General features: G+C 39.3%; 22 protein-coding genes and 1 tRNA gene. 11 read left to right on the forward strand and 12 right to left on the reverse strand.

Features of this window, described 5'->3' with window-relative positions:
• Positions 1-47 precede the first annotated feature (47 nt).
• Complete coding sequence (locus MTP24_RS11190) at positions 48-1,193, forward strand: porin (RefSeq protein WP_058404777.1); 1,146 nt, start codon at positions 48-50, stop codon at positions 1,191-1,193.
• A gap of 12 nt (positions 1,194-1,205) precedes the next feature.
• Entirely contained in the window at positions 1,206-1,613 is a 408-nt protein-coding gene (locus MTP24_RS11195) for a phosphate ABC transporter substrate-binding protein (RefSeq protein WP_138527415.1), read from the forward strand.
• Between the two features lie 280 nt (positions 1,614-1,893).
• Here the strand turns inward: MTP24_RS11195 and MTP24_RS11200 are convergent, their stop codons facing one another.
• The 8 genes from MTP24_RS11200 to rlmE form a co-directional block, all read right to left on the reverse strand.
• A complete protein-coding gene (locus tag MTP24_RS11200; RefSeq protein WP_138527416.1) occupies positions 1,894-3,519 on the reverse strand; it encodes a HAMP domain-containing methyl-accepting chemotaxis protein in 1,626 nt (541 codons plus the stop codon).
• A gap of 291 nt (positions 3,520-3,810) precedes the next feature.
• Positions 3,811-3,895: transfer RNA gene (locus MTP24_RS11205), tRNA-Leu, on the reverse strand.
• A 66-nt stretch (positions 3,896-3,961) separates the two neighbouring features.
• Positions 3,962-4,315: a preprotein translocase subunit SecG gene (gene secG, locus MTP24_RS11210; RefSeq protein ID WP_138527417.1), complete on the reverse strand. Its 354-nt coding sequence runs from the start codon at positions 4,313-4,315 to the stop codon at positions 3,962-3,964.
• Position 4,316: 1 nt separating this feature from the next.
• Entirely contained in the window at positions 4,317-5,066 is a 750-nt protein-coding gene (gene tpiA, locus MTP24_RS11215) for a triose-phosphate isomerase (RefSeq protein ID WP_138527418.1), read from the reverse strand.
• A gap of 71 nt (positions 5,067-5,137) precedes the next feature.
• A complete protein-coding gene (gene glmM / locus MTP24_RS11220; protein ID WP_138527419.1) occupies positions 5,138-6,487 on the reverse strand; it encodes a phosphoglucosamine mutase in 1,350 nt (449 codons plus the stop codon).
• Complete coding sequence (gene folP / locus MTP24_RS11225) at positions 6,484-7,332, reverse strand: dihydropteroate synthase (RefSeq protein ID WP_203986490.1); 849 nt, start codon at positions 7,330-7,332, stop codon at positions 6,484-6,486. Before folP ends, glmM begins: the two co-directional genes overlap by 4 nt.
• 113 nt (positions 7,333-7,445) lie before the next feature.
• Complete coding sequence (gene ftsH, locus MTP24_RS11230) at positions 7,446-9,389, reverse strand: ATP-dependent zinc metalloprotease FtsH (protein ID WP_033019700.1); 1,944 nt, start codon at positions 9,387-9,389, stop codon at positions 7,446-7,448.
• A gap of 66 nt (positions 9,390-9,455) precedes the next feature.
• Positions 9,456-10,085: a 23S rRNA (uridine(2552)-2'-O)-methyltransferase RlmE gene (gene rlmE / locus MTP24_RS11235; RefSeq protein WP_006793907.1), complete on the reverse strand. Its 630-nt coding sequence runs from the start codon at positions 10,083-10,085 to the stop codon at positions 9,456-9,458.
• Positions 10,086-10,172: 87 nt separating this feature from the next.
• Here rlmE and yhbY point away from each other — a divergent pair, with 87 nt between their 5' ends.
• Complete coding sequence (gene yhbY, locus MTP24_RS11240) at positions 10,173-10,469, forward strand: ribosome assembly RNA-binding protein YhbY (protein WP_006793908.1); 297 nt, start codon at positions 10,173-10,175, stop codon at positions 10,467-10,469.
• An 81-nt stretch (positions 10,470-10,550) separates the two neighbouring features.
• Here the strand turns inward: yhbY and MTP24_RS11245 are convergent, their stop codons facing one another.
• On the reverse strand, positions 10,551-11,060 hold the full coding sequence (locus MTP24_RS11245) for a histidine phosphatase family protein (protein ID WP_243531226.1): 510 nt from the start codon (positions 11,058-11,060) through the stop codon (positions 10,551-10,553).
• A gap of 42 nt (positions 11,061-11,102) precedes the next feature.
• Here MTP24_RS11245 and MTP24_RS11250 point away from each other — a divergent pair.
• Positions 11,103-12,295 (forward strand): IS3 family transposase gene (locus tag MTP24_RS11250; RefSeq protein ID WP_243531229.1). Its coding sequence is split into 2 segments (ribosomal slippage): positions 11,103-11,408 and positions 11,411-12,295, totalling 1,191 coding nucleotides; the frame shifts between segments, so codons are not numbered across the junction.
• Between the two features lie 45 nt (positions 12,296-12,340).
• Here the strand turns inward: MTP24_RS11250 and MTP24_RS11255 are convergent.
• Positions 12,341-13,495 (reverse strand): serine hydrolase domain-containing protein, encoded by a 1,155-nt coding sequence (locus tag MTP24_RS11255; RefSeq protein ID WP_243531231.1) that lies wholly within the window; start codon positions 13,493-13,495, stop codon positions 12,341-12,343.
• A 112-nt stretch (positions 13,496-13,607) separates the two neighbouring features.
• Here MTP24_RS11255 and MTP24_RS11260 point away from each other — a divergent pair, with 112 nt between their 5' ends.
• The 6 genes from MTP24_RS11260 to MTP24_RS11285 all read left to right on the forward strand — a co-directional run bounded on the left by MTP24_RS11260 (position 13,608) and on the right by MTP24_RS11285 (position 19,328).
• Positions 13,608-14,411 (forward strand): hypothetical protein, encoded by an 804-nt coding sequence (locus MTP24_RS11260; protein WP_039038535.1) that lies wholly within the window; start codon positions 13,608-13,610, stop codon positions 14,409-14,411.
• Between the two features lie 91 nt (positions 14,412-14,502).
• The gene (locus MTP24_RS11265; RefSeq protein WP_006793912.1) at positions 14,503-15,360 is read left to right on the forward strand and encodes a MipA/OmpV family protein; all 858 of its coding nucleotides are present in this window, start codon (positions 14,503-14,505) and stop codon (positions 15,358-15,360) included.
• A complete protein-coding gene (locus MTP24_RS11270) occupies positions 15,350-15,733 on the forward strand; it encodes a DUF3019 domain-containing protein (protein WP_006793913.1) in 384 nt (127 codons plus the stop codon). The genes MTP24_RS11265 and MTP24_RS11270 overlap by 11 nt, the downstream gene beginning before the upstream one ends.
• A 21-nt stretch (positions 15,734-15,754) precedes the next feature.
• Positions 15,755-16,459 carry a response regulator transcription factor gene (locus MTP24_RS11275; RefSeq protein WP_243531233.1) on the forward strand — a complete coding sequence of 235 codons (705 nt, stop codon included), beginning with the start codon at positions 15,755-15,757 and terminating at the stop codon, positions 16,457-16,459.
• 19 nt (positions 16,460-16,478) lie between these two features.
• On the forward strand, positions 16,479-17,771 hold the full coding sequence (locus tag MTP24_RS11280; protein WP_039038532.1) for an ATP-binding protein: 1,293 nt from the start codon (positions 16,479-16,481) through the stop codon (positions 17,769-17,771).
• A 204-nt stretch (positions 17,772-17,975) separates the two neighbouring features.
• On the forward strand, positions 17,976-19,328 hold the full coding sequence (locus MTP24_RS11285) for a sodium-dependent transporter (RefSeq protein ID WP_010557215.1): 1,353 nt from the start codon (positions 17,976-17,978) through the stop codon (positions 19,326-19,328).
• Between the two features lie 57 nt (positions 19,329-19,385).
• Here the strand turns inward: MTP24_RS11285 and MTP24_RS11290 are convergent, their stop codons facing one another.
• Both MTP24_RS11290 and MTP24_RS11295 read right to left on the reverse strand, forming a co-directional pair.
• Entirely contained in the window at positions 19,386-19,832 is a 447-nt protein-coding gene (locus tag MTP24_RS11290; protein ID WP_243531235.1) for a GNAT family N-acetyltransferase, read from the reverse strand.
• 100 nt (positions 19,833-19,932) lie between these two features.
• Complete coding sequence (locus MTP24_RS11295) at positions 19,933-20,676, reverse strand: sporulation protein (RefSeq protein ID WP_006793918.1); 744 nt, start codon at positions 20,674-20,676, stop codon at positions 19,933-19,935.
• A gap of 267 nt (positions 20,677-20,943) precedes the next feature.
• Between MTP24_RS11295 and MTP24_RS11300 the strand changes: the two genes are divergently transcribed.
• Positions 20,944-22,521, forward strand: coding sequence for a cation:proton antiporter family protein (locus tag MTP24_RS11300; RefSeq protein WP_243531238.1), 1,578 nt, complete (start codon positions 20,944-20,946; stop codon positions 22,519-22,521).
• Positions 22,522-22,775 lie beyond the last annotated feature (254 nt).

The raw sequence follows: 22,775 nt of genomic DNA on the forward strand, positions 1-22,775 counted from the left end.
CTATAATATGCTCGAATCAACATCTAATTAACTAATAGGAAATACATATGAAAAAGCTATCTGTAGCAGTAGCATTATGTGCGGCTTTAGCAACAAACTATGCTAGCGCCGAAGTTCGAATTAATGGCTTTGCATCAATTGTCGGTGGAAAGAGCCTTGATAGCGACAGTACCTTATATGGATATGATGATGACATTTCATTTAAAAACGAAAGCGTCTTTGCATTACAGCTATCAGCTGACCTTATGGAAAAGCTAACGGCAACAGCTCAAATTGTTGCTCGTGGTGAGAATGATTTCGACGCAGAATTTGAATGGGCCTACGTAACTTATGAATTAAGCGACGAGTTACAAATTAGCGCGGGTAAAATGCGTGTACCTTTTTACCGTTACTCAGATTTTATTGATGTAGGTTACGCTTACCGCTGGGTACGCCCGCCTCAATCTGTTTATAGCATTCCTTTTTCTACCTATGAAGGTTTAAGCTTATTGCACAATACACAACTTGGTGATTGGGATTCAACAGTACAAGTCATGTACGGTAGTTTTGATGGTGAAATAGACGCAATCACTGAAAAAACTCAAGCTGAGCTTAATGATTTTGCTGGCATTAACTGGACGCTTGCATACGACTGGTTCAGTGTTCGTGCTGCATATTTGATTGCTGAATCATCATTTGCACTTGACGGAACAGACCCCAGCGGCGCTGCATTAAATGGATTAGAAGCTGCACTTCGCGCAAACAGCTTAAACACGTTAGCTGACGATATTGCAATAAACGAAGATGACAGCAGCTTTTTCGGCTTTGGCTTCTCAATTGATTATGATAATTTCTTATTTGATGCTGAATATACACAATTTGAAGTAGAAAACAGTATTTTGACTGAGCAAACACAATATTATGCATCTGTAGGTTACCGCTTGGATGACGTTATAGTCCATTTTACGTATGAAGATAATGACGATAAGCATGATGCATCTCGCTTTGACCCTATCGCAGCAGTACCGAGCCTTAATGCAGCTATAAACGGTGCCTTGACAGGTGTTCAAGCGCAAAGCAATGTATACACTATCGGCGCGCGTTACGACTTTCACCCTTCTGCAGCGTTTAAAATCGATTTTAGCCGCTTTGAAGACGATGTAACTGATACAGAAACTGATGTTGTTGCTGTTGGCGTTGACCTTGTATTTTAATTGGAGCAAATAATGAAAAAATTAATTTTAGCTAGTGCACTTTCATTGTGCTCAATTAATACTTTTGCAGAAGTTGCGGTAATAGTTAACGCTGGTAACGCAAATGCTTTAGATGCAGATACAATTAAAAAGATATACCTTGGTAAAGCCAAGTCATTTGGTGATGGTACTAAAGTAAATCCAGTAAACCAAGATGGAACCGCTGCAGCAGATGAGTTTAACGATAAAGTTGTAGGTAAATCTGGCAGTCAGCTTAATGCTTACTGGTCTAAACTTGTATTTACAGGTAAAGGTACACCACCAGAGAAGTTAGGCTCAGATCAAGCTGTCATAGATTTTGTAGCAGCTAATGCTGATGCTATCGGCTATGTAGATAGCGCAAAAGTGAGTGGCAACGTAAAAGTAGTTGCGACCTTTTAACCGTTTAAATCGGTAAATTAAAAAACCACCAAATGGTGGTTTTTTTGTGCCTGTAAAAAGTTATATCAATTAGCTTAATTAACTAAGCTGTTAAAAATATGGGAAACGCGTTAATAAGCAAGGTAAAAGTTTGTTATCCAATTCATCAATGTAAATAGTACAGTTAGCGTCCAGTCTTGCACTTTAAAATGCTCTGTTATTGCAGGTCGGTAATACCTACTAGCCTACAAAACAAAAAAGCCTCCACTTGGAGGCTCTATTGGTGTAAATTTTACGTATATTACTCAATTCTAAATTTGGCTGTTGCATCTAGCAGGTTATCTGATAAGTAATGTAGATTTTTAGCTACATCTCTTACAGCTAGTAATGAATCCATGGTATCTTCAAAAGAAACATGCATATTAGAAACATTTTCTACAACCATGGCTGCAACCGATGTTTGCTCTTCTGTCGCTGCTGCAATCTGAGAGTTCATACCGTTTATTTCTAACATTTGCTCTGCTATTTTTTCTATTGATATACCTGTTTTTTCAGCCGCTGTTGCATTATCTGTAGCCATATCACGAGCAGAAGTCATGGCAGTAACCGAGTCATTAGCAGCCGTTGTCAGTGCTCCTAACAACTCTCTAATCTCATTTGTAGAATGAGCGGTACGTGATGCAAGCTCTCGTACTTCATCAGCTACTACCGCAAACCCACGACCATGTTCGCCAGCGCGTGCTGCCTCAATAGCTGCGTTTAGAGCAAGTAAGTTGGTTTGATCAGCAATTGAAGTAATTACATTCAATATTTGCGATACGTTTTTTGTGTCGTCCGCAAGTTTATTAATTGTTGTTGCCGCTTGGTTAATTTCATCACTCAATGTACGAGACGCATTTACTGACATTTGTACTTGTGTACGGCTTTGTTCTACTTCTTTTTCTGCTGTTTCAGCGGCGTGTGATGCATTTGCTGCAGATTGAGAAATATCACCCACACTTTGCTTCATCTCTTCCATTGATTGCTTAACAATTTCAGCATCTGTTGTTTGTTTAGTTGTTGCACGCTCTGCCTGCTCCATACCTTGTACTAATCGGGTAGAGTTTTCCATTAGAGGTTCACATACAGCAATTACTTCAAGTACGGTTTCTTTTAACAGCGCAATAAAAGAATTAAAGTTGATAGAAACTTGGCCAATTTCATCTTTAGAATTCACGGTTAACTGGGTACTCAAAGACCCTTTACCATTCGCTAATAAACTTAAATTATTTGCTGCATCACTTGCTGAAGAGCCAATATTCTTTGCTATCCATATAGCCATAAATAAAAGCAGCAATAAAGACACGATGGACACAGCAAGCATTAAAGTAAGTGCATTATCAGAACGCGTGTTAGTGCTTTCAACTAATTCAAAAAAACGATTATCAGCTTTTTGTTGCGCTGCTTTAAAGCTCTCTAAAACAGAACCATAAAGACTTGTTTTTAACTGGGCTTGCTGCTGGATTTTACTAAAGTCGGCAGTGCCATTTACCATTCCATTAGCAATGGTTGCTGAGATTTTTTCGTAGTCGGCTAATTCTTTCACTACATCATTACTAATGTAGCCATTACTTATCTGCTTAATTAGATTTATATTTGATTCAATTGTTTTGTAAGTGTCATCAGCTTTGGTTATTAAGTCTTGTTCACCAAATGTCACTGCTTGCGTGTAAAGCTCATCGAGTTTTTCTAACAGCCCTACATTCGCTGATGTTAACTTTACAACTTTATATGAAGAATTCCCCATTTCATCTAAAGAAGCCCTATTATCATCTATGGCAAGAAAATTAATTAATACCATAATTATAAAAGCAACAACTGCAATACATGTTATTGCATGTATTTTTTTAGTTATGCTTAGGTTTTGAAAAGAGAAGCCTGAAGCCATACTATTTACCTTTTTGAGTTATCTAAATATATTATCGGCTCAATACTGATAAGTGTGAGTTAAATTTGTAAAATTTCTAGTTTTTTTTTCATTTTAATCATTAATTAAGCCAAAAACTAAAATTAACACAAAAAAATAAACATTATTGGGTACGCGATGTGTTTTCTGTTAAAAAGATCATCAAAAAATCTAAATTATTGTTATAACACAAACGTTTTAAGTGCAAAAAACAATCAAAACAAATTTTAGAAATAAAAAAACCAGTAACATTACTGCTACTGGTTTTAAATTTGGTGCGGATGGGGGGACTTGAACCCCCACGCCCTAAAGCACTACCCCCTCAAGGTAGCGTGTCTACCAATTCCACCACATCCGCATTTTAAATTTTTGTTCGCTTTTTTTATTTGTTTGAGGTTAACAAATAGCTGAACGTTAAACTGTATTAGTTTGGTACGTCTGAGTTACTTTCTTCGTTAGAAGTAACAGGAACATCTTCTTCAACAGGTACTACTGTTTCTAGTGCAGGCGCTGCTTCTAGGTTTTCCCATTCATCAGTCTGTTTTATTTGACCGGCTGTTAAGTTACCTAAAACTATACTTAGCACAAAAAAGACTGTAGCTAGGCTTGTTGTTGTCTTTGTCATAAAGTTACCAGCACCTGAAGAACCAAATACAGTTCCAGAAGCGCCTGCACCAAATGAAGACCCCATATCAGCACCTTTACCTTGTTGGATTAAAACCATACCAACTAAAGCTAAAGCTACAACTAAATAAACTACTAATAAAATTTCGTACATCTTATACGGTCCCTTTTGCACTATTACAGATAGCAACAAAAGATGCTGCTTTTAGACTAGCACCTCCAATAAGGCCACCGTCAATATCTGGTTGTGCAAATAATAATTCGCTATTTTTTTCGTTAACGCTTCCACCATATAAGATGGTAAGCCCTTGTGCTAAATTACTGTCTAAAGACGCAATTTTGTCACGGATAAATTTGTGAACAGCTTGTGCCTGTTCTGGCGATGCAGTCTTACCTGTGCCTATGGCCCAAACGGGCTCGTATGCTATCACAGAATCTTTCAGCGCTGCTACACCTAATTTTTTAATTACCGCATCTATTTGAGCAGCAACTACATGTTCTGTTTGTCCACTTTCTTGCTCTGCTTCACTTTCGCCAACACAAAGAACGGGTATTAAACCAGCCGATTGAGCTCTAGCAAATTTATCAGCAATAACATCGCTGCCTTCGTTATAAATACTACGACGTTCTGAATGGCCAACTAGCGCATAATTTACGCCAAGATCTTTCAGTAGTTGTGCATCAACTTCACCAGTAAAAGCGCCTGGCGTGTTTTCAGATACAGTTTGAGCACCTGTTATGACACCGCTTGCAATCATTGCTGAAACAAGTGGGAATGGAGGAAATAAAATAACATCTATTTCTGGTGATTTAATACTATTTATAGCATCCGACATATCTTTGACTAGCTCTATTGAGCCATTCATTTTCCAATTGCCAGCGACCATTGCCTTACGTATTGCCATTTTCCACTCCACATTAGAAAGCGGGCGAGATATTAACTTTTATCGCCCGAAGTTACAAGAGGTTATTGTTATCAATCAGGTTGTTTGCTCATAGATTCGACAATCTCTGCAATCTTACGTGCACTGTCTAATACTATTTTTTCTTGCTCTGCTTCAACCATAACACGAACGACAGGTTCAGTACCTGATTTACGAAGTAAAACGCGACCTTTATTACCTAAGCTTTTTTCTACCTCTTCTACAGCCGCAAGCACTTTTGGCGCCGTTGTAGGATCGGTACCCGGTGTATAACGCACGTTAATCATTTTCATTGGGTATTTTGTAAACCCGGCGCCTAAATCTTGAAGCGTTCTATTTTGTGCAACCATAGCAGCCAGCACTTGCAAGCTTGATATAATACCATCACCCGTTGAAATTAAGTCTAGGTTGAGTACATGGCCTGAACTCTCTCCACCAATTTTCCAGCCTTTTTGCTGAAGTAATTCCATTACATAGCGATCGCCAACTTTGCTTCTAGCAAACTCAATGCCTTTTGCTTTTAGTGCATTTTCAAGACCCATATTTGACATAACAGTACCAACAACACCGCCACCTAAAATATGATCGTTCGCTGCCTGACAAGCAATTATATAAACTAAATCGTCACCATCAAATACACGGCCATTATGGTCAACCATCATTACACGGTCGCCGTCACCATCATAAGCTATGCCTACATCGGCTTTATGTTCAAGTACTTTGCGTTTTAACGTGTCTACATGAGTTGCACCGCATTCATGGTTTATATTTACACCATTTGGCTCACATGCATGCGTAATTACGTCAGCGCCGAGCTCACGCATGACTGATGGGGCAATATGATATGTTGCGCCGTTAGCGCAATCTACAACCACTTTTAATCCCTCTAAAGACAGCCCTTGTGGAAACTGACTCTTACAAAACTCAATATAACGTCCATCTGCACTTGCCAAGCGTGTTGCTTTACCTAACTTATCTGAGGCCACACAGGTCATTTGCTCATCAAGCATTGCCTCTATTTCGAGCTCTACAGCATCATCAAGTTTTAAACCTTGACCATTAAAAAATTTGATACCGTTGTCGTAATATGGATTATGTGATGCGCTTATTACAATACCGGCTTCAGCCCTAAATGTTTGTGCTAAATAAGCAACAGCCGGCGTAGGCATTGGGCCAAGCAGAACAACATCAATACCGGCGGCTATTAAGCCTGCTTCAAGGGCTGTTTCAAGCATGTAACCAGAAATACGCGTGTCTTTACCAATAATAACTTTTTTTGTTCCACCTTTTGATAGCACACGTCCTGCAGCCCAACCCAGCTTCATTGCAAATTCAGGGTTGATTGGCGCTGTTCCCACTAAACCACGTACGCCATCTGTGCCAAAATACTTTCTTTGTTTCATTCTATTATTCCTTTTATACACGCTTGGTAAACACCAAGTACATCTGCAGTTTCTTTTACGTCGTGAACACGAATTATTTTTGCACCATTTTGTGCGGCAATAAGTGCGCCAGCTAAACTACCGGCCATTCGTTCGCTTGTGTCTCTGTTTAACAGGTTACCTATCATCGACTTGCGAGAAAGCCCCGCTAATAACGGCAAGCCTAATTTATTAAAGTCATTAAACTTGGTTAAAATTTCGTAATTATGGCTTAATGTTTTTCCAAATCCAAAGCCTGGGTCAAGAATAAGCTGCTGAGCTTTTATTCCCATTACCTCACAGGCACTAACGCGACGTTTAAAAAATTCATTAATATCGCCCATTAAATCATTATATTGTGGAGATGTTTGCATACTTCGGGGCTGCCCCTGCATGTGCATTAGGCAAATTGCGATGTTTTCAAATTGTGCAACAACATTCAGTGCGTCAGGCTCTTGTAATGCGCGAACATCATTTACCATATCTGCACCAGCTAAAATAGCTTGCCTCATCACCTCAGCTTTACTCGTATCGACAGAAATAACACAATCACTCTGAGCACGTATAGCTCTTATTATTGGAACCACTCGTTCAAGCTCATCATCAAGGCTAACTGCCTGAGCACCAGGTCGAGTAGACTCACCACCAATATCTATTATTTTTGCGCCATCAGTTAATAGCTGTAATGCACGCTGCACAGCGATGCTGGGCTCTATAAATTTACCACCATCTGAAAATGAATCTGGGGTTACATTTAATATACCCATAATCACAGGCTCAATTAAATTTAGTTCTCGACCATTTGGTAAATTAATAATGTTGTTCATAATGAGCCTTGTTTGCTTTTCAGAATTCAAACAAATCTAACTAAAAATTTGAGCGAAATTGAAACCGATACAAAAAAGCCCCGAAGTACGGGGCTTTTTGAGTATTTTAACGATTATTCAGCTTTGTCATCAACATTTGTTTCATCTTTTTTAGATGATTCTGTTGTTGATTGGCTTTCATCACTAACAGATTCCTTTACAGAATCTGTTTGTGGTGCTTTTGGCTCATGACGGTCATGAGCATCGCGTGGCTCTCGCACTGGCTGGCGCGCCATTAAGTCGTCAATTTGCTTAGCGTCAATCGTTTCATATTTCATTAACGCGTCTTTCATTGAATGAAGAATATCAATATTCTCTTTCAATATTTTTTCGGCACGCTCGTAGTTTCTATCTGAAAATAAACGAACCTCCGCATCAATTACTTTAGCTGTATCATCCGACATGTTAGATGCACGACTACCGCCACCACCCATGTACATTTCGTTTTGATCTTCGGCGTAAAGTAGTGGTCCAAGTTTTTCACTTAACCCCCAATGTGTAACCATTTTACGTGCTATGTCTGTTGCACGTTCAATATCGTTACTCGCACCGGTAGTCACTTTGTCGGCACCGTAAATAAGTGCTTCAGCGATTCGGCCACCATAAAGGCTAGAAATCATTGATTCTAAAAGCTCTTTAGAATGGCTAACACGATCTTGCTCTGGTAAATACATAGTCACACCTAGCGCACGGCCACGTGGAATGATAGATACTTTATAAACAGGGTCATGCTCTGGCACCATGCGTCCAACAATTGCATGGCCGGCTTCGTGGTATGCCGTCATTTCTTTCTCTTGCTCGCTCATCACCATGGTCTTGCGCTCTGCGCCCATCATGATTTTGTCTTTAGCAGCATCAAACTCAGCCATGTTTACAACACGTTTGTTACCACGTGCGGCGTAAAGTGCGGCTTCGTTGACTAAGTTAGCTAAATCAGCACCCGAAAAACCTGGGGTGCCGCGTGCGATTACAGCTGCATCAACGTTGTCACCTAATGGTACTTTACGCATGTGCACTTTAATAATCTGTTCGCGGCCGCGTATATCAGGTAAACCAACTTCTACTTGACGGTCAAAACGACCAGGACGAAGTAATGCCGGGTCTAATACGTCTGGGCGGTTAGTCGCAGCAATAACAATAATGCCTTCGTTACCACCAAAACCATCCATTTCTACCAGCATTTGGTTTAATGTTTGTTCGCGCTCATCGTTACCGCCGCCCATACCTGCGCCACGTTTACGACCTACTGCATCAATTTCATCGATGAAGATAATACAAGGCGCTGCTTTTTTGGCTTGTTCAAACATGTCACGTACGCGCGATGCGCCTACACCAACGAACATTTCAACAAAGTCAGAACCCGAAATTGTAAAAAAGGGTACTTTTGCTTCGCCGGCAACAGCCTTAGCAAGCAACGTTTTACCTGTACCTGGCGGTCCAACCATAAGTACACCCTTAGGTATACTACCACCTAATTTTTGGAATTTAGACGGGTCGCGAAGGAAGTCAACCAATTCGGTAACGTCTTCTTTTGCTTCATCACAACCAGCAACATCGGCGAACGTAGTTTTGATTTGGTCTTCGCTCATTAAACGTGCTTTGCTCTTGCCGAATGACATAGCGCCTTTGCCGCCACCGCCTTGCATTTGACGCATGAAGAAAATCCATACACCAATAAGCAGTATCATCGGGAACCAAGAAATAAATATGCTTGCTAAAAATGATTGTTCTTCAGGCTTTACACCTTTCACGTTTACATCACTTTTAAGTAAGTCATTTAAAATGTCTTTGTCGTAGATTGGCATAATGGTTTGAAAGCGCTCACCATTATTTTTAGTACCTGTGATTGTTCCACTGGTACTCTCGATTGCCACTTCTTGTATTGAGCCATTTCGGGCATCTTTTACAAACTGACTGTAACTTGTTTGACGGTCGATTTGCTCGCCACCATTAAAGCTCTGAAAGACTGACATAAGCACAACTGCAATGACCAGCCATAGTATTAAATTTTTCGCCATATCGCTCAAGGGGTTAACCTCTTGTATCCAATTAATTTAAATTCAACTAAACGCCAAGCAACTGTACTACAGTTTGTATCCAGTCGCTACTATATATACTTCCCGAGAACGGGCACGTGAGGCATCAGGTTTGCGTATTTTCACTGCTTTAAAACTATTACGTACTTCCTGCAAGTATTGATCAAAGCCTTCGCCTTGGAAAACCTTAACAATAAATGCACCATTTTTCTTTAGAACTTGATTACACATATCTAGCGCAAGCTCAACTAAATACATACTTCCAGCTTGGTCCACTGAGTTATTACCACTCATGTTCGGTGCCATGTCAGAGAGTACCACATCAACATTTTTTCCATCAATGCGTTTTAATAAAGCATCTAACACGGCTTCTTCACGAAAGTCACCTTGTAAAAAATCAACACCCGCTAAAGAGTCCATAGGTAAAATATCACAAGCAACAACTTGCCCCTTGTCACCTACCTTCTCGGCTAAATACTGTGACCAACTACCCGGAGCAGCCCCTAAATCCACCACAGTCATACCAGGGCGAAGTAACTTATCTCTATTTTGTACTTCATCTAATTTAAAAACCGCTCTTGAACGCCAGCCTTTTTTTTGCGCTTCCTGAACATATTTATCATCAAAATGTTCTTTCAACCATCGCTGTGAACTGGCTGACTGTTTTTTATTTGTCATAAATTACACGCAACTAATTAGTAATATTCTCTAGATGGCGTTAGAATACCCTTAATTCAAGCCATATTCAGCAAAATTTGTATAAACATGACATTATCAAATAAACAAAAGCAGTTTTTAAAAGGCGAGGCACATAGCCTTAAGCCTGTAGTTTTACTAGGTTCTAACGGTTTAACCGAAGGCGTAGTGATGGAAATTCAAAGTGCACTAGAAATTCACGAATTAATCAAAGTTAAAGTACCAACTGACGATCGTGAAACCAAAGCGCTTATTTTTGAAGCTATCGTTCGTGAAACAGGTGCGACAAAGCTTCAAACAATTGGCCACACTATTGTGCTTTACCGCCAAAGCCCTGAGAAAAAAATTCAACTGCCGCGTAACTAATTTAATTTCTGAGTAAATTATTGCGCTTAATAAAAAAACCAGCTATAGGCTGGTTTTTTATTATTTATTTAGCCCTGAATTCTAAAAAGTAAAATTCATTTCTAAGTCTTTGAGTAAATATTTTATATCTGCATGATGCTTTTTTTTGCTTAACAAAAAATAGCGTGAAAACTGCATTTCACTCATTGGTTCTATTTCTTCATTTGAAAGCAACGTTGCAAGTTCTGGAGTTGTATTGCTATGACCAATCACAGCAACTACGCCATTCAAAGACACTATCTGGTTTTTTAAATCTGCCAAATCTCTAGCATTGTAAATCTTTATTTCAGAGCCAAAATGCGCAGCAAGTGGGCCTGCTGTTTGTAAAGTACGTTTATAGTTACTACTAAATAAATGTACCTTATCAAATTGCTTAAATAATGTGACTAGCTGCTCTGCCCGTTTATAGCCTTGCTGAGTTAACGCTGGGTTTTTACCTGCTAGTTTTTCACTATGGCGAAAAAGGTATATTTTTTCTGGAGCCGAAAATACATATTGGCTATTAAATAAAACTGCACATAACAAGATAAAAACACCGTATTTGCTCCTCACCCGTTTTAGTGGACACCTCCTCATCACTTTGAGGAGGCTAACATGCCTAGATATACCCAACCTAGAAAGACATGGTTTTACCCCGTTAATTTCAAAATCAAAGCAGTCGAACTAAGCTTACGAGACGATGTCATGTCAAAGGACGTTGCCGAGGCGCTGGATATTCATCCGTTAATGCTTAGTCGTTGGCGAAAAGAGTATCGAGAAGGTAAGTTTAAAAACACGCCGCGCTATCAAAGCAACAACAAAGCAATGAGTAAACTCCCAACAAAAAAAGAGCTAGATAACATTCAAAAGCTTAAGAAAGAAAATGAGCGTCTTAAGCAGGAGAATGACCTGCTAAAAAAGTGGCAACGGTATCTGGCGGAAGTACATCAGAACGATTTGGATTCATCCAAAAGTTCGGACAAGCCTTAGGCGTCAAATACTTGTGTTCTTGGCTTAATGTGTCGCGTAGTGGGTTCTATGCTTGGCGTAAGCGTACAGTGTCAGCTAGAGCGCTGTCAGATGCTAATTTGTTGCTTAAGATAAAACACGTCTTCAATGTCAATCATCAAACCTATGGTAGCCCACGCGTATTTCATGCGCTAAAAAAAGAAGGTGTAAACACAAGCCAAAAACGTGTTGCCCGCTTAATGCGAGAAAACGGTTTAAGAGCTAGGGCGCTTAAGACTTACAGTAAACCGGCGAAGGTTAAGTTCTTTTATAAAGAGATAGAAAATAAACGCAAAGATAGTGAAAAGGCCACAGCAATCAACCAACAGTGGTCTGGCGATATTACGTATTTAAAAGTCGGGGCTCGTTGGCATTACCTTGCAGTGGTTATCGACTTATATTCACGTCGAGTAATCGGCTGGGCATTTGGTAAAAACAAAACAACAGAGCTTACGTTAAAGGCGCTAAGGCTTGCGATAAAAAAACGACAGCCAACAGAAAGTGTATTATTTCACACAGACCGAGGCGCAGAATACCGTGCACACGTTGTACAAAAATATTTGGCTAGCAAAAACATCAAAGCCAGTATGAATAGGCCTGGGTGTTGTACTGACAACGCAGAAGTCGAGTCGTTCTTTCATTCGCTTAAAGCAGATTTAATTCGAGGAAATAAATTTGAGAGTAGCGGTAAACTATTATCAAAATTAAAGGTTTACCTAAATTATTTTTACAATAGACAGCGATTGCATTCGAGTTTAGGATATAAATCACCTGCCGAGTTTGAATCGGCAGTTAATTGAAACGTGGACGGTGTCCACTTTATCGGGTGAAGATCAATTTTACTTTCATATTGTCTGCTCACGTTTGTACTTCAACAAACGATTAATAAACTCGGTTGTTAACTCATTAATTAACCCTGTCTCGGCGTTTAACACTAAGCTAAAGCCAATATTTAAATGGGGAAATACCACCAAATCACTTCGGTATCCTTGCACCCAACCACTATGATAATACAAGGTTTCATTATCGTAATTGTATACTCGCCAGCCTAAGCCGTAATAAGCTTCGTGTAACTGTTTTTTCCACACCCTGCGGTACATTTCTTTTTTAGTGCGTGTATAGGGCCGAGTTTGTTTAGACAAAGCATCGAGTGACAACACTTCAGGGTAGTGACCTAATTGCGCCTTTAACCAGATAGCCATATCGCTTGCACTAGCATTAACACCAGCTGCGGGTCCAACTTTGTAGTAATTTTTTTTCAGCTTTGCAGTGTACCAACGTTTTTTTCCACGTACGTGCGGTAAAGCGTAATTACTATCAACCACCATGGCTTCATAACCCAAGCTAGCATCAACCATATCAAGTGGCTGAAAAATGCCTTCATTTAGCCATTGTGAATAATCTTTATTTGTACTTTTTAAAATAACATCATCAATTAAACTAAACATGACGTTTTGATAACCGTAGCATATACCAGGCTCGCAAATAGGTTTAACCGTCACTAACTTTTGTACTATATCGGGATAATCCATTCGCGACTCAATTAAATTGTCATATGCGTTTGGCACCAAGCCGCTAGAATGGCTAAGTAAGTGATAAACTTTTAAGTTTTTTTCGTATTCTGTGCCTATAAAATCAGGTAAGTAATTACTGACGGAGTTATCTAATTTTATGAGCCCATCACTAGATAATTTTGCAGCCAGAGAGCCTGCAAATGTTTTAGACACCGACGCCAGTCTAAAACGAGTGTGAACATTAACCTTTTCACCATTTCGGGCTTTTGTTCGTCCGACCGCATGGATGTAATCACTATTGCCTAAATTAACTATCGAAAGTGCAGCTCCTGGAATGCCTTTACTCGTGAGTTTTTTTTCTGCGTAACGGCCATACTTTTTTACAAAACTATCCCAATTTGGGTCTTGCTGCGCTGCAAAACTAACGGTTGCATACACAAAACACACTGCAGTTAAGCAATACTTTAAAAGTGGTAAGCGCTTCATTTTTTAATACTTTATCTTTTTAACTGCCTCTGTATGCATAATATCATGAACTTTTCTTTGGACTAACGTACAATACAAAAATTATTGTACTTTTTGTGGGTGTTAAGTATTTATGCGTTTTTTAGTTGTATTACTTTTTGTTTTATTTTCATCAGGTTGTGCCATTACCAAACAACCAGCAGAACCTTTGGCTATGCCGTTAAAGCCAGCATTAACAACGCAAACATATCAGCTTAAATACCAAACAGAGCATGCTTCACCAAAAGTGAAGTCGGTGCAATTGCCTGCACACAAAGTTTTACAAAATCAAACTGTAAAAATAATTACCGATAAAGCAAGTGTAACCGACACTCTACTATCGCAAATAAGCCAAGCACTTAACGATAAACAGCTTAAAGTTACGAGTAAAAATAACAGTGATTACACGCTGACTATTCAAAAGCTCGACTTAACATTTAAAGAAAACACACAGTATTCAATTGCCACACCTGAAAAGCCATTTGTCTTGTTTGAAAATATTGCAAAGCAATACCCAACGCAGCAATGTGCATCTATTTTTGCAGAAGTTAATATGCGTTTAACACACAAAGCGTCTGGTGATGTGGTGTGGTTTGCAACGTCTTCAATAGACAGCGCCAGCTTTCACCGAGAGCCGCTAATTTACAGCTTAAGTGAAGAACAAAGAATTACAAACGAACTAGAGGTTGTTGCATTTATCCACCAGCAAAACACAGAAGAAGCACGTTTAGCTAGAGTGGGTAAAGAGGTGAAAATCCCTGAGTATCAAATGCTGTCTAAATTATCTAGCCTAAGTAAGTTAAGTGGTCCGTGTAGCCGCACAGAAGTCAGTGCTCTAACACCTATGATGCAATTTTACTTAAGCAGTATCTTAATAGATAAAATTAAAGTTCAGTAAAAGTAACATTTGCTACATTTTTTTACAGATTAAGGGTACACCTTAACAATATACTACGCACTATAACAACAAATAATCAGGCTCAACGTGGATGAAATATACCTTACTTAACCGTACTCTTTTTAGTATTGTCTTGTTCAGTTTGGGCCTGATAGCGACCTCAGCCCAAGCAAGTAATCGTTATTATGCAGACAACACCCTTGAGCCAACTCAAGGCTTTGCATGGGACTGGAGCGCAGGGGCAAGTTATTTTGTAGAAGATACCTACCTAATCGGCACCAATGCCTACGACACCGATTTAGAGCTCGATTTAAGCCTTGCTGTATCCTACGACCGATTTTATCTCGACTTTGATCATAACCAACTCAGTGGCGGTCTTATTATCGGCTACAGTATCATTGATAAGTATGATTGGGGCTTGGACATACTAGGCACGAACACCCAAGCAGGCTTTGACGAAAAAGGGCTTGGCTTTTATAACAATGGTGTAATTGCAGAGCTTGATGGCATAAAGTCTCGTCGCTATGATTTTGGTGTTGGTCTTAGGCTTACACGTCGATTCGAAAACTCTCAAATTTCATTTGAATACCTTTATGATGTTTCTGGCGCCCATAACAGCTGGGTTGTTAACACCTTCTTTAGCCAAATTTTACCGTGGCGAAACTGGGAATTTAGATCCGGTGTTGGCGTAAGTGCTTATTCAGCTGATTTTACAAATTATTATTTTGGCATTGACCAAGAAGAAGTAGCCGAAAACCGACCTTTTTATGATGCACATGCAAGTACCAGCCTAATATTTGAATTTCATGCTGAATACCCAATAAGCCAAGATTGGGTTTTTCTAGCTGGCTTTCTTTCCACATGGTTTTCAGCAGAAATCGACGACAGCCCAATTATTTCTCAAGGGTATCAGCATAAAGCCAAGGTAGGCCTACGTTATGTTTTTTAGATGGTTTTGTTTGCTAATAATTTTCCCTGTATCAGCGCTTGCGCAATCTAGCGATACACAAAATACTTTAACCGCGGTTCCTGATACGTGCGTAGCTCTTCGTGAAGGCCGCGATTGTTATGCCGACGTTGTTATTACGTGGCACCAACCCATTATTGGTAATTATTGCCTACGCGATGCAACATCAAAATACATTATGCAATGTTGGCTCAAACAGCAACAAGGCACATTAAATTACGCGTTTGATTCTAAGCAAAGTATCGCATTTGAACTATTTGATAGTAATACATCAAAAATAATTGGCACTGCAGAAGTAAAACTTCAGTGGGTATATCAAAACAGACAAAAAAAGCGTCGCTGGCGATTATTTTAGCCACTGCATTAAGGATAATTTATGGATAATTACGGCACTATTTTATTAGTAGAAGATGATGCATCATTGGCTCAGTGGGTAGCCGAATACCTAACTGAACAAGGCTACACTACCCATGTTTGTCACCGAGGTGATGAAGTTGTCAGTCAGGTAAAAACCTTGAACCCAAACATTGTCCTACTTGATATTATGTTACCTGGTCAAGATGGCATTAGTGTTTGTAGAGAACTTCGTAGCTTTTATAATGCGCCTATTATTATGCTTACCGCACGTGATGAAGAAATGGATGAAGTTATAGGTTTAGAGGTAGGTGCGAGCGATTATATAATGAAACCGGTACGCCCGCGTGCTTTGCTGGCTCGTATAAAAGCAGCACTTCGTCAAAGCAATGAGCCCAATAAATTGGAAAAAGTAGAAAGCACAATTTCGGTCGGATCGCTTAATATCAATACCGAATCGAGAAACGTGAAATTTAACGGCCAAGACATTAATATTTCCAGTGCTGAATATTTACTCCTGCATTATTTGGCAAGTAATGCAGGCCAAGTTGTATCACGTGACGCGGTTTTTAAAGCCACTAAAGGACGTGAATACGACGGACTTGATAGAAGTGTCGATGTGCTTATTTCTGCACTAAGAAAAAAGTTTAGCGACGACCCACAAAACCCTGAAAAAATTAAGACAATTTGGGGGCGTGGTTACTTGCTCGTCTCTACTGCATGGTAACTTACAGCTGTATGCTTAAATGAAAAAGTTTTACATATCACTACTTGGCAGCGCACTGGTATCTATTGTGGTTTTAGGTTGGCTTATAGACGCCTTTAGCCAGCAAGCACACACCCCACAAGACGAATTTAGTGTGCAAAGCAAAATGATGATGGGGTTTAGTAAACAACTGGCAAATATTCCCACCTCTGAACGTGGCGCATATGTTAAGCAGCTAGGTGAAGAGTTTGATCTATCAATCGATTATAAACCTAATGAATCACTTGCTTTACCTCCTTCATTATTACTTCAAATGCATGCTGTTGGCGGATTGATTTTAGAAGATCAGCAAGGTTTTTATATGCTGTATAGCAACCAAGCGCTAAACCCCTTTCATATTTCTATGCGACTTAAAAAAAGCGCAGACACCGATAAACGAAATGATATATTTTTAACTTTGCTTTTTTATGCTGGCTTATGCATTTTAATGGGATTCATTATTGCGCCACTCGCTAAGCGACTAAGTGTACTCAATGAGGCTGCTAAACAGTTTGCATCAGGCAATACACAAGCCAGAATTAACGCCTCGCATTTCACGTATATAAGAGATGTAGAGTTAACGTTTAACCGTATGGCGAGCCAAATTGAAAAACTTGTCGCTGAAAATAAATTAATGGCATCAAGTTTATCGCACGATATACGCACCCCTATTGCCTGTCTTCGCTTTGGCTTAGATGCCGCCTTAGATACCCATGATGAGAAAAAAATAAAAACCTATTTAGAGCGTATGGAAAACGATTTAGATCACATGGAATCCATGCTTAAGAGCTACTTAGCGTTTGCAACACTTGAACAAAACGCAAACAAATTGACGTACTCTTCTACAAATATAAAGCATTACCTTGAAGACATTTTAGTTCAGCTTGCCCCAAAGTTAGAATCACAAATGCTAAGTGTTGACCTTAATAGCTCAACTGACATTATTGTGGCCGACCTTCATTGGTTAGCACGTGCAATTACAAACCTGCTGACCAATGCCTGCGATTTTGCCGAACAATATATCTACTTGAGCGCCAAGGTTCACGAACGCCAACTTATCATAACTGTTGAAGATGATGGCCCAGGGATTGCCCAAGAAAACTTTAAAAATGTATTAAGCCCATTTTTTAGAGAAGAAGATCATAGAAACCGCGCAGATAAAAGCTATGGCCTTGGCTTGGCTATTGTTGAAAAGGTCGCTGACTGGCATAACGGTACTATTTCTGTCAGCAAAAGTAAGCACTTAGGCGGAGCCTGCTTTACCCTTAGTATTACCCAGCATTATAAATCGTAAAGTATAAATTACGCGGTGTAATTAACATTTTTAAAACAAAATCAACCCATTAATTTTAATCTACTCCTAACATTTACTAAAAACAGCGCATTAATCACACCACTGGAAAACTAAATTATGTGGGATCAGCAAATAAGCACTTTTTATTTTTTTACATTTCCAGTAGATTGTCAGCGCCGTTAAAAAACAGAGAAGTATAATAATATGAGCGCAGTTAGAGGCGAGTTTAGTTCTCGCTTTGGATTTATTATGGCCGCCGCCGGCTCTGCCGTAGGTTTGGGCAACATATGGGGCTTTCCCACACAAACAGCCAGTAATGGTGGTGCCGCATTTTTAGTTGCCTATTTAGTGTTGGCTTTCTTTTTAGCTTATCCTGCGCTAATGGCCGAACTCATGATTGGTCGGCACGGGCAAGCTAACGCCGTCGTTTCTTTAACTAAAGTATCTAACAAACCTTGGCAAAAGCACTTTGCATTTATTGTCGGCTTTGGGGGTATTTTATGCGCCGGCTTTATACTTAGTTTTTATGCTATTGTTGCAGGCTGGATGCTCAGTGCAACAGCCCAACCTATCGCCGCCTTGGCCGGAGCTGACGCAGCATCAACCTGGCTAAGCGAGCAATCACTTACTCGCAACGTTATTTTTACCCTTGTTTTTATTGTTTTAACAATAGCAATCATTAGCCGTGGTGTTGAAAACGGTATCGAAAAATGGTCAAAGCGCTTGATGCCCGCTTTATTGGGTATTTTATTTTTATTAATTGCTTATGTACTGACTCAAGAAGGTGCAATGGAAGGGTTAAAAGCCTACTTGTTACCTGACTTTTCGTCTATTTTTGACACCCAGTTAATTGTGAGCGCCTTAGGTCAAGCGTTTTTCTCATTATCGCTTGGCACAAGCGTTATGATTATATACGGCTCGTATATTAGTAAAAAAGAAAACCTAGTCTCTCTCGGTGCATACGTAACGTTAATTGATGTGTTTATTGCCTTTGTTGCTGGTTTACTTATTATTCCTGCTATGTATGTAGCTCAAGCACAAGGTGTTGAGATATTTTCTGCCAGCGGAAAATTGCTCTCAGAAGATACTTTAGTATTTCAGGTATTACCCGCTTTATTTGATGGTATGGGCAGTGTAGGTTTATTTGTTGGCTTTGCATTTTTTGCCCTAATGAGTATAGCTGCGCTCACTTCGTCAATATCAATGCTTGAAGCACCTGTTTCCTATGCCGTAGAACGCTTTGCCTTGAAGCGCATTCAAGCAACGTGGGTCATTGGCGCCTTGATAGCAGTTGTTAGCATTACGATTGTGTGTAACCTAGGCGCATTATTTGGTTTAGTGATCACACTTACCACTAAGGTTGCGCAACCATTACTTGGCTTAATGTGCTGTATTTTTGTAGGCTGGATTTGGTATAGAAATTCATTACTACAAGCCATTCAACAGGGCAATCCCGAGGTACAAACTACGCTATTTTGGAAAATATGGCCTTGGTATACTAAGTTTGTGTGCCCTATCGCAATAGGTGCTGTGTTTGTCCACTCGTTATTAAGCTAACAACTCATATAAAAGCCCACACTTGTGGGCTTTTATATGAGTATAAATTTAACTAGCCTAGTTAATTTTTAGTATCATATCTTGATGCGGTATACCGTCCTCTAAATATGCATCCCCTGTGCACTTAAAACCAAATGACTCATAAAAGTCCAACAAATAGGTTTGCGCACCAATAACTATGTCCCGTTCAGGCCAATGCGTTTTACAACATGCTATTGCCTGCTCAACCAATTTACTAGCGATCCCCTTTCCTCTGTGATGCTCACTCACTAAAACACGCCCAATTGCGCTGTACTGTCCGTTTTTTTCATAACAGCGGGCGTAGCTCATTAACTGCATATTATCTAACGTATAAATATGTTGAGTAGTTTCAGAAGTATCAACATCATCCAACTCAGGGTAAGGGCATTTTTGCTCTACAACAAATACGTCTACGCGCCCTTTCATAATTGAAAACAAGGTATGAGGGGTCAGTTTATCAAATGGTTCACAGTTAAAATGCATGGTAATCCTTAAGCAAAAACCCAGCTGAAGCTGGGTTTAGTATCGCTATAGTACGAAATGAAAATAAAATTACATTCATCGCTGTACAGTATAAAAAGTATTAAGCGAATAAACGCTCTAACTGATCACATAACTGAGACAAGTTTACATGGTCATGTTCAATGGTTACATCAATATACCCATCGCCTCTAAATGCACGGTCAAGCTCAATTAAAACGTGAGTTTTGTGGGCTTCTGGTACAAATGACAACTCGATTTCTTGAATTCCAAATAAACTTCTGCTGTTAGGTTTATATTCAAGCTCTTGGTAACACCCTGAAACAGAAGCAAACGTAGAGGCACGTAAAAAACCTTTTTCAACATCGGCTTTAGATAAACTAAAACCTAATTTATCCATTGCCTGCATACACGTTTTAACTGCTTCATTTGGGTAAATATGAAGATGGTCTTTGTCTGTTGGATCTAGTGCTAAATCAATATCTAGTCCAGTTTCTAACCAAACATGGGACTGGTTGTAACCCGCGTTAATTTCAGTGATCGGTGTTTCTGAATGCAAACGCGCTTCAAAAGGTATGCTTTTTACGTCACCGGGTTCCAACTTACCTATATCGGTAATTCGCCATTGATCAATTACATGATTAGTAAAATAATCACCTTCATCACCAGCCACTTTAACACGGGTCATTAGTAATAAATCTAAGCCTGCAATTTCTTGGCTAACGTCACCTGCTGTAATGACAATATTAGCGTTAAAAAGTTGTCCTGGTTGCAGATGTTCAGTCTCTAAAATAGTGTCAACTTTTGCTGCACCAATACCAACTGATGCTAAAATTTTTTTAAACATATAATTCTCCTTAAGCTGAGCCGCTCTTAAATATGCCCTAACTTAAACGTCTTCGTTACCTCATCTTAACCATAATTAAAAGCCGTTGTCAGTTTAAAAGTAGGATTTAAATGCTTTTAACGGTTAAATATGCATGATTTGTGCGTATATTATCCAAACAACGTGTTAAAAGCGACTAAATAAACAAAGCTCAAGTGGTATATTTAATTTTCATTAATCGCTGTTTTTAGCTACACTGCAGTACCAAATGATGTAATTTTAAGTATTATGGAACTAATCTACTTTGCTACCGCATTTGTGTGTGGTTTTGCCATTTATCAATTAAAACTTCCCCCTCTTATTGGCTTTTTGCTGGCGGGCTTTGCGCTGAATCTAGCAGGTTATAAAAGTACAGAATTACTTGATACAATTGCCGCATTGGGCGTTACTTTATTACTGTTCAGTATTGGCTTAAAACTTAAAGTAAAAAGCTTAATAAAACCTCAAGTGTGGGCACCTGCTTCCCTTCATATTATATTTAGTAGCGCTATTTTTAGCGGTTTCATGTTGCTATTAGGTGTGTTTGCCCTGCCCCTTTTTGTTGACTTAAGCTGGCAAAGTGCCTTGTTGGTCGGCTTTGCTCTTAGCTTTTCAAGCACTGTATTTGCGGTAAAAGTATTAGAAGAGCGCGGTGAAATGGCCAGCCTACACGGTAAAATCGCTATTGGTATACTTGTAATGCAAGATATTTTTGCGGTTATATTTTTAGCTATTAGTACAGGAAAAGTACCCAACATTTGGGCGCTGGCTATTGTTATTGCCTTGCCTTTAATACGCCCTATTATGTATTTTATGCTCAACCGTTCTAAACATGGTGAACTGCTTCCTTTATTTGGTTTCTTTTTTGCGCTTGTTGCTGGTTATAACGCATTTGAATTTGCAGGCCTTAAAGGTGATTTGGGTGCGCTGATCATAGGCATGATGTTTGCCCCACATAAAAAAGCGGGCGAGCTATCAAAATCCTTACTCAACTTAAAAGATATTTTACTTGTCGGTTTTTTCTTAAGCATTGGTTTAAATGCTGAACTAACAGTTGATTCGCTCATCATTGCCATTGTGCTTATTTTTGTACTCCCTGCTAAAGTTATTCTTTATTATGTGTTTACTAACGCGTTTAAATTACGTGCACGTACCTCGCTACTTACCGCATTTACCTTATCTAACTACAGTGAATTTGGCTTGATTGTATGTGCTGTTGCAGCTTCAACAGGTATTATTACCCCTGAATGGTTAGCCGTTATGGCTATTGCGGTATCTATTACCTTTGTTATTGCCTCACCCCTTAACAAACGCTCTAATGAATTATATGTAAAAGTAGAAAGTTGGTTAGTAAAGTTTGAAAGCAAAACACGTCTAGCCGAAGAATTACCAGTAAACCTTAATGATACAAAAATTGTTATTTTTGGTATGGGTCGTATTGGCACCGGTGCTTATGAAACTATCAATATGACTCACCCCAATTTAGTAGCGGGTATAGATATAAAACCCGAAGTTGTCGATAAACATATAAGTAGAGGCCGTAAAGTACTGATTGCCGACGCTACCGACCCTGATTTTTGGCAACGTGTAAACCACTCTCACGTTGAAATGGTCATGTTAGCAATGCCAAAACACATGCAGAACATTTTTGCATTAGAGCAGCTTCAAGCGTCAGGTTACACAGGGCAAGTTACTGCAATTGCAAACTACCCAGATCAACAAAAAGAGCTTGAAAGTATGGGGGTACACTCAACGTATAACTTTTACTTAGAAGCCGGTAGTGGTTTTGCTGAACATGTAAAACAAGAATTGTTTGGTGAAAAATAGTATTTACTATGTGTAAAGGCACAAAAATAATTCTTTTTCATTAGTAAATAAATAAAAAGCAATTGTATTTACATTCCTTTACAAGTGCATGCACCACGTCTGCAAAAAACAGGTAAACTGTCTTCGTTGGTTAAATATAACCCATGTTAAATACAACCTAGTTAGACTCCAGCTAACAAAAGTTGTGTCGGGCTTTTTACACCAACAAAAATTCTTAAATCAGAGGGCCTACTCCCTCACTCAATAGGCTGTTT

The organism is Pseudoalteromonas sp. APM04 (assembly GCF_022809815.1).
GTDB classification, from domain to species: domain Bacteria; phylum Pseudomonadota; class Gammaproteobacteria; order Enterobacterales; family Alteromonadaceae; genus Pseudoalteromonas; species Pseudoalteromonas marina.

Excerpts from the sequence above, each read along its gene's own strand:
- MTP24_RS11190 (WP_058404777.1), top strand. The coding sequence starts at position 48 with ATGAAAAAGCTATCTGTAGCAGTAGCATTATGTGCGGCTTTAGCAACA.
- MTP24_RS11195 (WP_138527415.1), top strand. The coding sequence starts at position 1,206 with ATGAAAAAATTAATTTTAGCTAGTGCACTTTCATTGTGCTCAATTAAT.
- MTP24_RS11200 (WP_138527416.1), bottom strand. The coding sequence starts at position 3,519 with ATGGCTTCAGGCTTCTCTTTTCAAAACCTAAGCATAACTAAAAAAATA.
- secG (WP_138527417.1), bottom strand. The coding sequence starts at position 4,315 with ATGTACGAAATTTTATTAGTAGTTTATTTAGTTGTAGCTTTAGCTTTA.
- tpiA (WP_138527418.1), bottom strand. The coding sequence starts at position 5,066 with ATGGCAATACGTAAGGCAATGGTCGCTGGCAATTGGAAAATGAATGGC.
- glmM (WP_138527419.1), bottom strand. The coding sequence starts at position 6,487 with ATGAAACAAAGAAAGTATTTTGGCACAGATGGCGTACGTGGTTTAGTG.
- folP (WP_203986490.1), bottom strand. The coding sequence starts at position 7,332 with ATGAACAACATTATTAATTTACCAAATGGTCGAGAACTAAATTTAATT.
- ftsH (WP_033019700.1), bottom strand. The coding sequence starts at position 9,389 with ATGGCGAAAAATTTAATACTATGGCTGGTCATTGCAGTTGTGCTTATG.
- rlmE (WP_006793907.1), bottom strand. The coding sequence starts at position 10,085 with ATGACAAATAAAAAACAGTCAGCCAGTTCACAGCGATGGTTGAAAGAA.
- yhbY (WP_006793908.1), top strand. The coding sequence starts at position 10,173 with ATGACATTATCAAATAAACAAAAGCAGTTTTTAAAAGGCGAGGCACAT.
- MTP24_RS11255 (WP_243531231.1), bottom strand. The coding sequence starts at position 13,495 with ATGAAGCGCTTACCACTTTTAAAGTATTGCTTAACTGCAGTGTGTTTT.
- MTP24_RS11260 (WP_039038535.1), top strand. The coding sequence starts at position 13,608 with ATGCGTTTTTTAGTTGTATTACTTTTTGTTTTATTTTCATCAGGTTGT.
- MTP24_RS11265 (WP_006793912.1), top strand. The coding sequence starts at position 14,503 with ATGAAATATACCTTACTTAACCGTACTCTTTTTAGTATTGTCTTGTTC.
- MTP24_RS11270 (WP_006793913.1), top strand. The coding sequence starts at position 15,350 with ATGTTTTTTAGATGGTTTTGTTTGCTAATAATTTTCCCTGTATCAGCG.
- MTP24_RS11275 (WP_243531233.1), top strand. The coding sequence starts at position 15,755 with ATGGATAATTACGGCACTATTTTATTAGTAGAAGATGATGCATCATTG.
- MTP24_RS11280 (WP_039038532.1), top strand. The coding sequence starts at position 16,479 with ATGAAAAAGTTTTACATATCACTACTTGGCAGCGCACTGGTATCTATT.
- MTP24_RS11285 (WP_010557215.1), top strand. The coding sequence starts at position 17,976 with ATGAGCGCAGTTAGAGGCGAGTTTAGTTCTCGCTTTGGATTTATTATG.
- MTP24_RS11290 (WP_243531235.1), bottom strand. The coding sequence starts at position 19,832 with ATGCATTTTAACTGTGAACCATTTGATAAACTGACCCCTCATACCTTG.
- MTP24_RS11295 (WP_006793918.1), bottom strand. The coding sequence starts at position 20,676 with ATGTTTAAAAAAATTTTAGCATCAGTTGGTATTGGTGCAGCAAAAGTT.
- MTP24_RS11300 (WP_243531238.1), top strand. The coding sequence starts at position 20,944 with ATGGAACTAATCTACTTTGCTACCGCATTTGTGTGTGGTTTTGCCATT.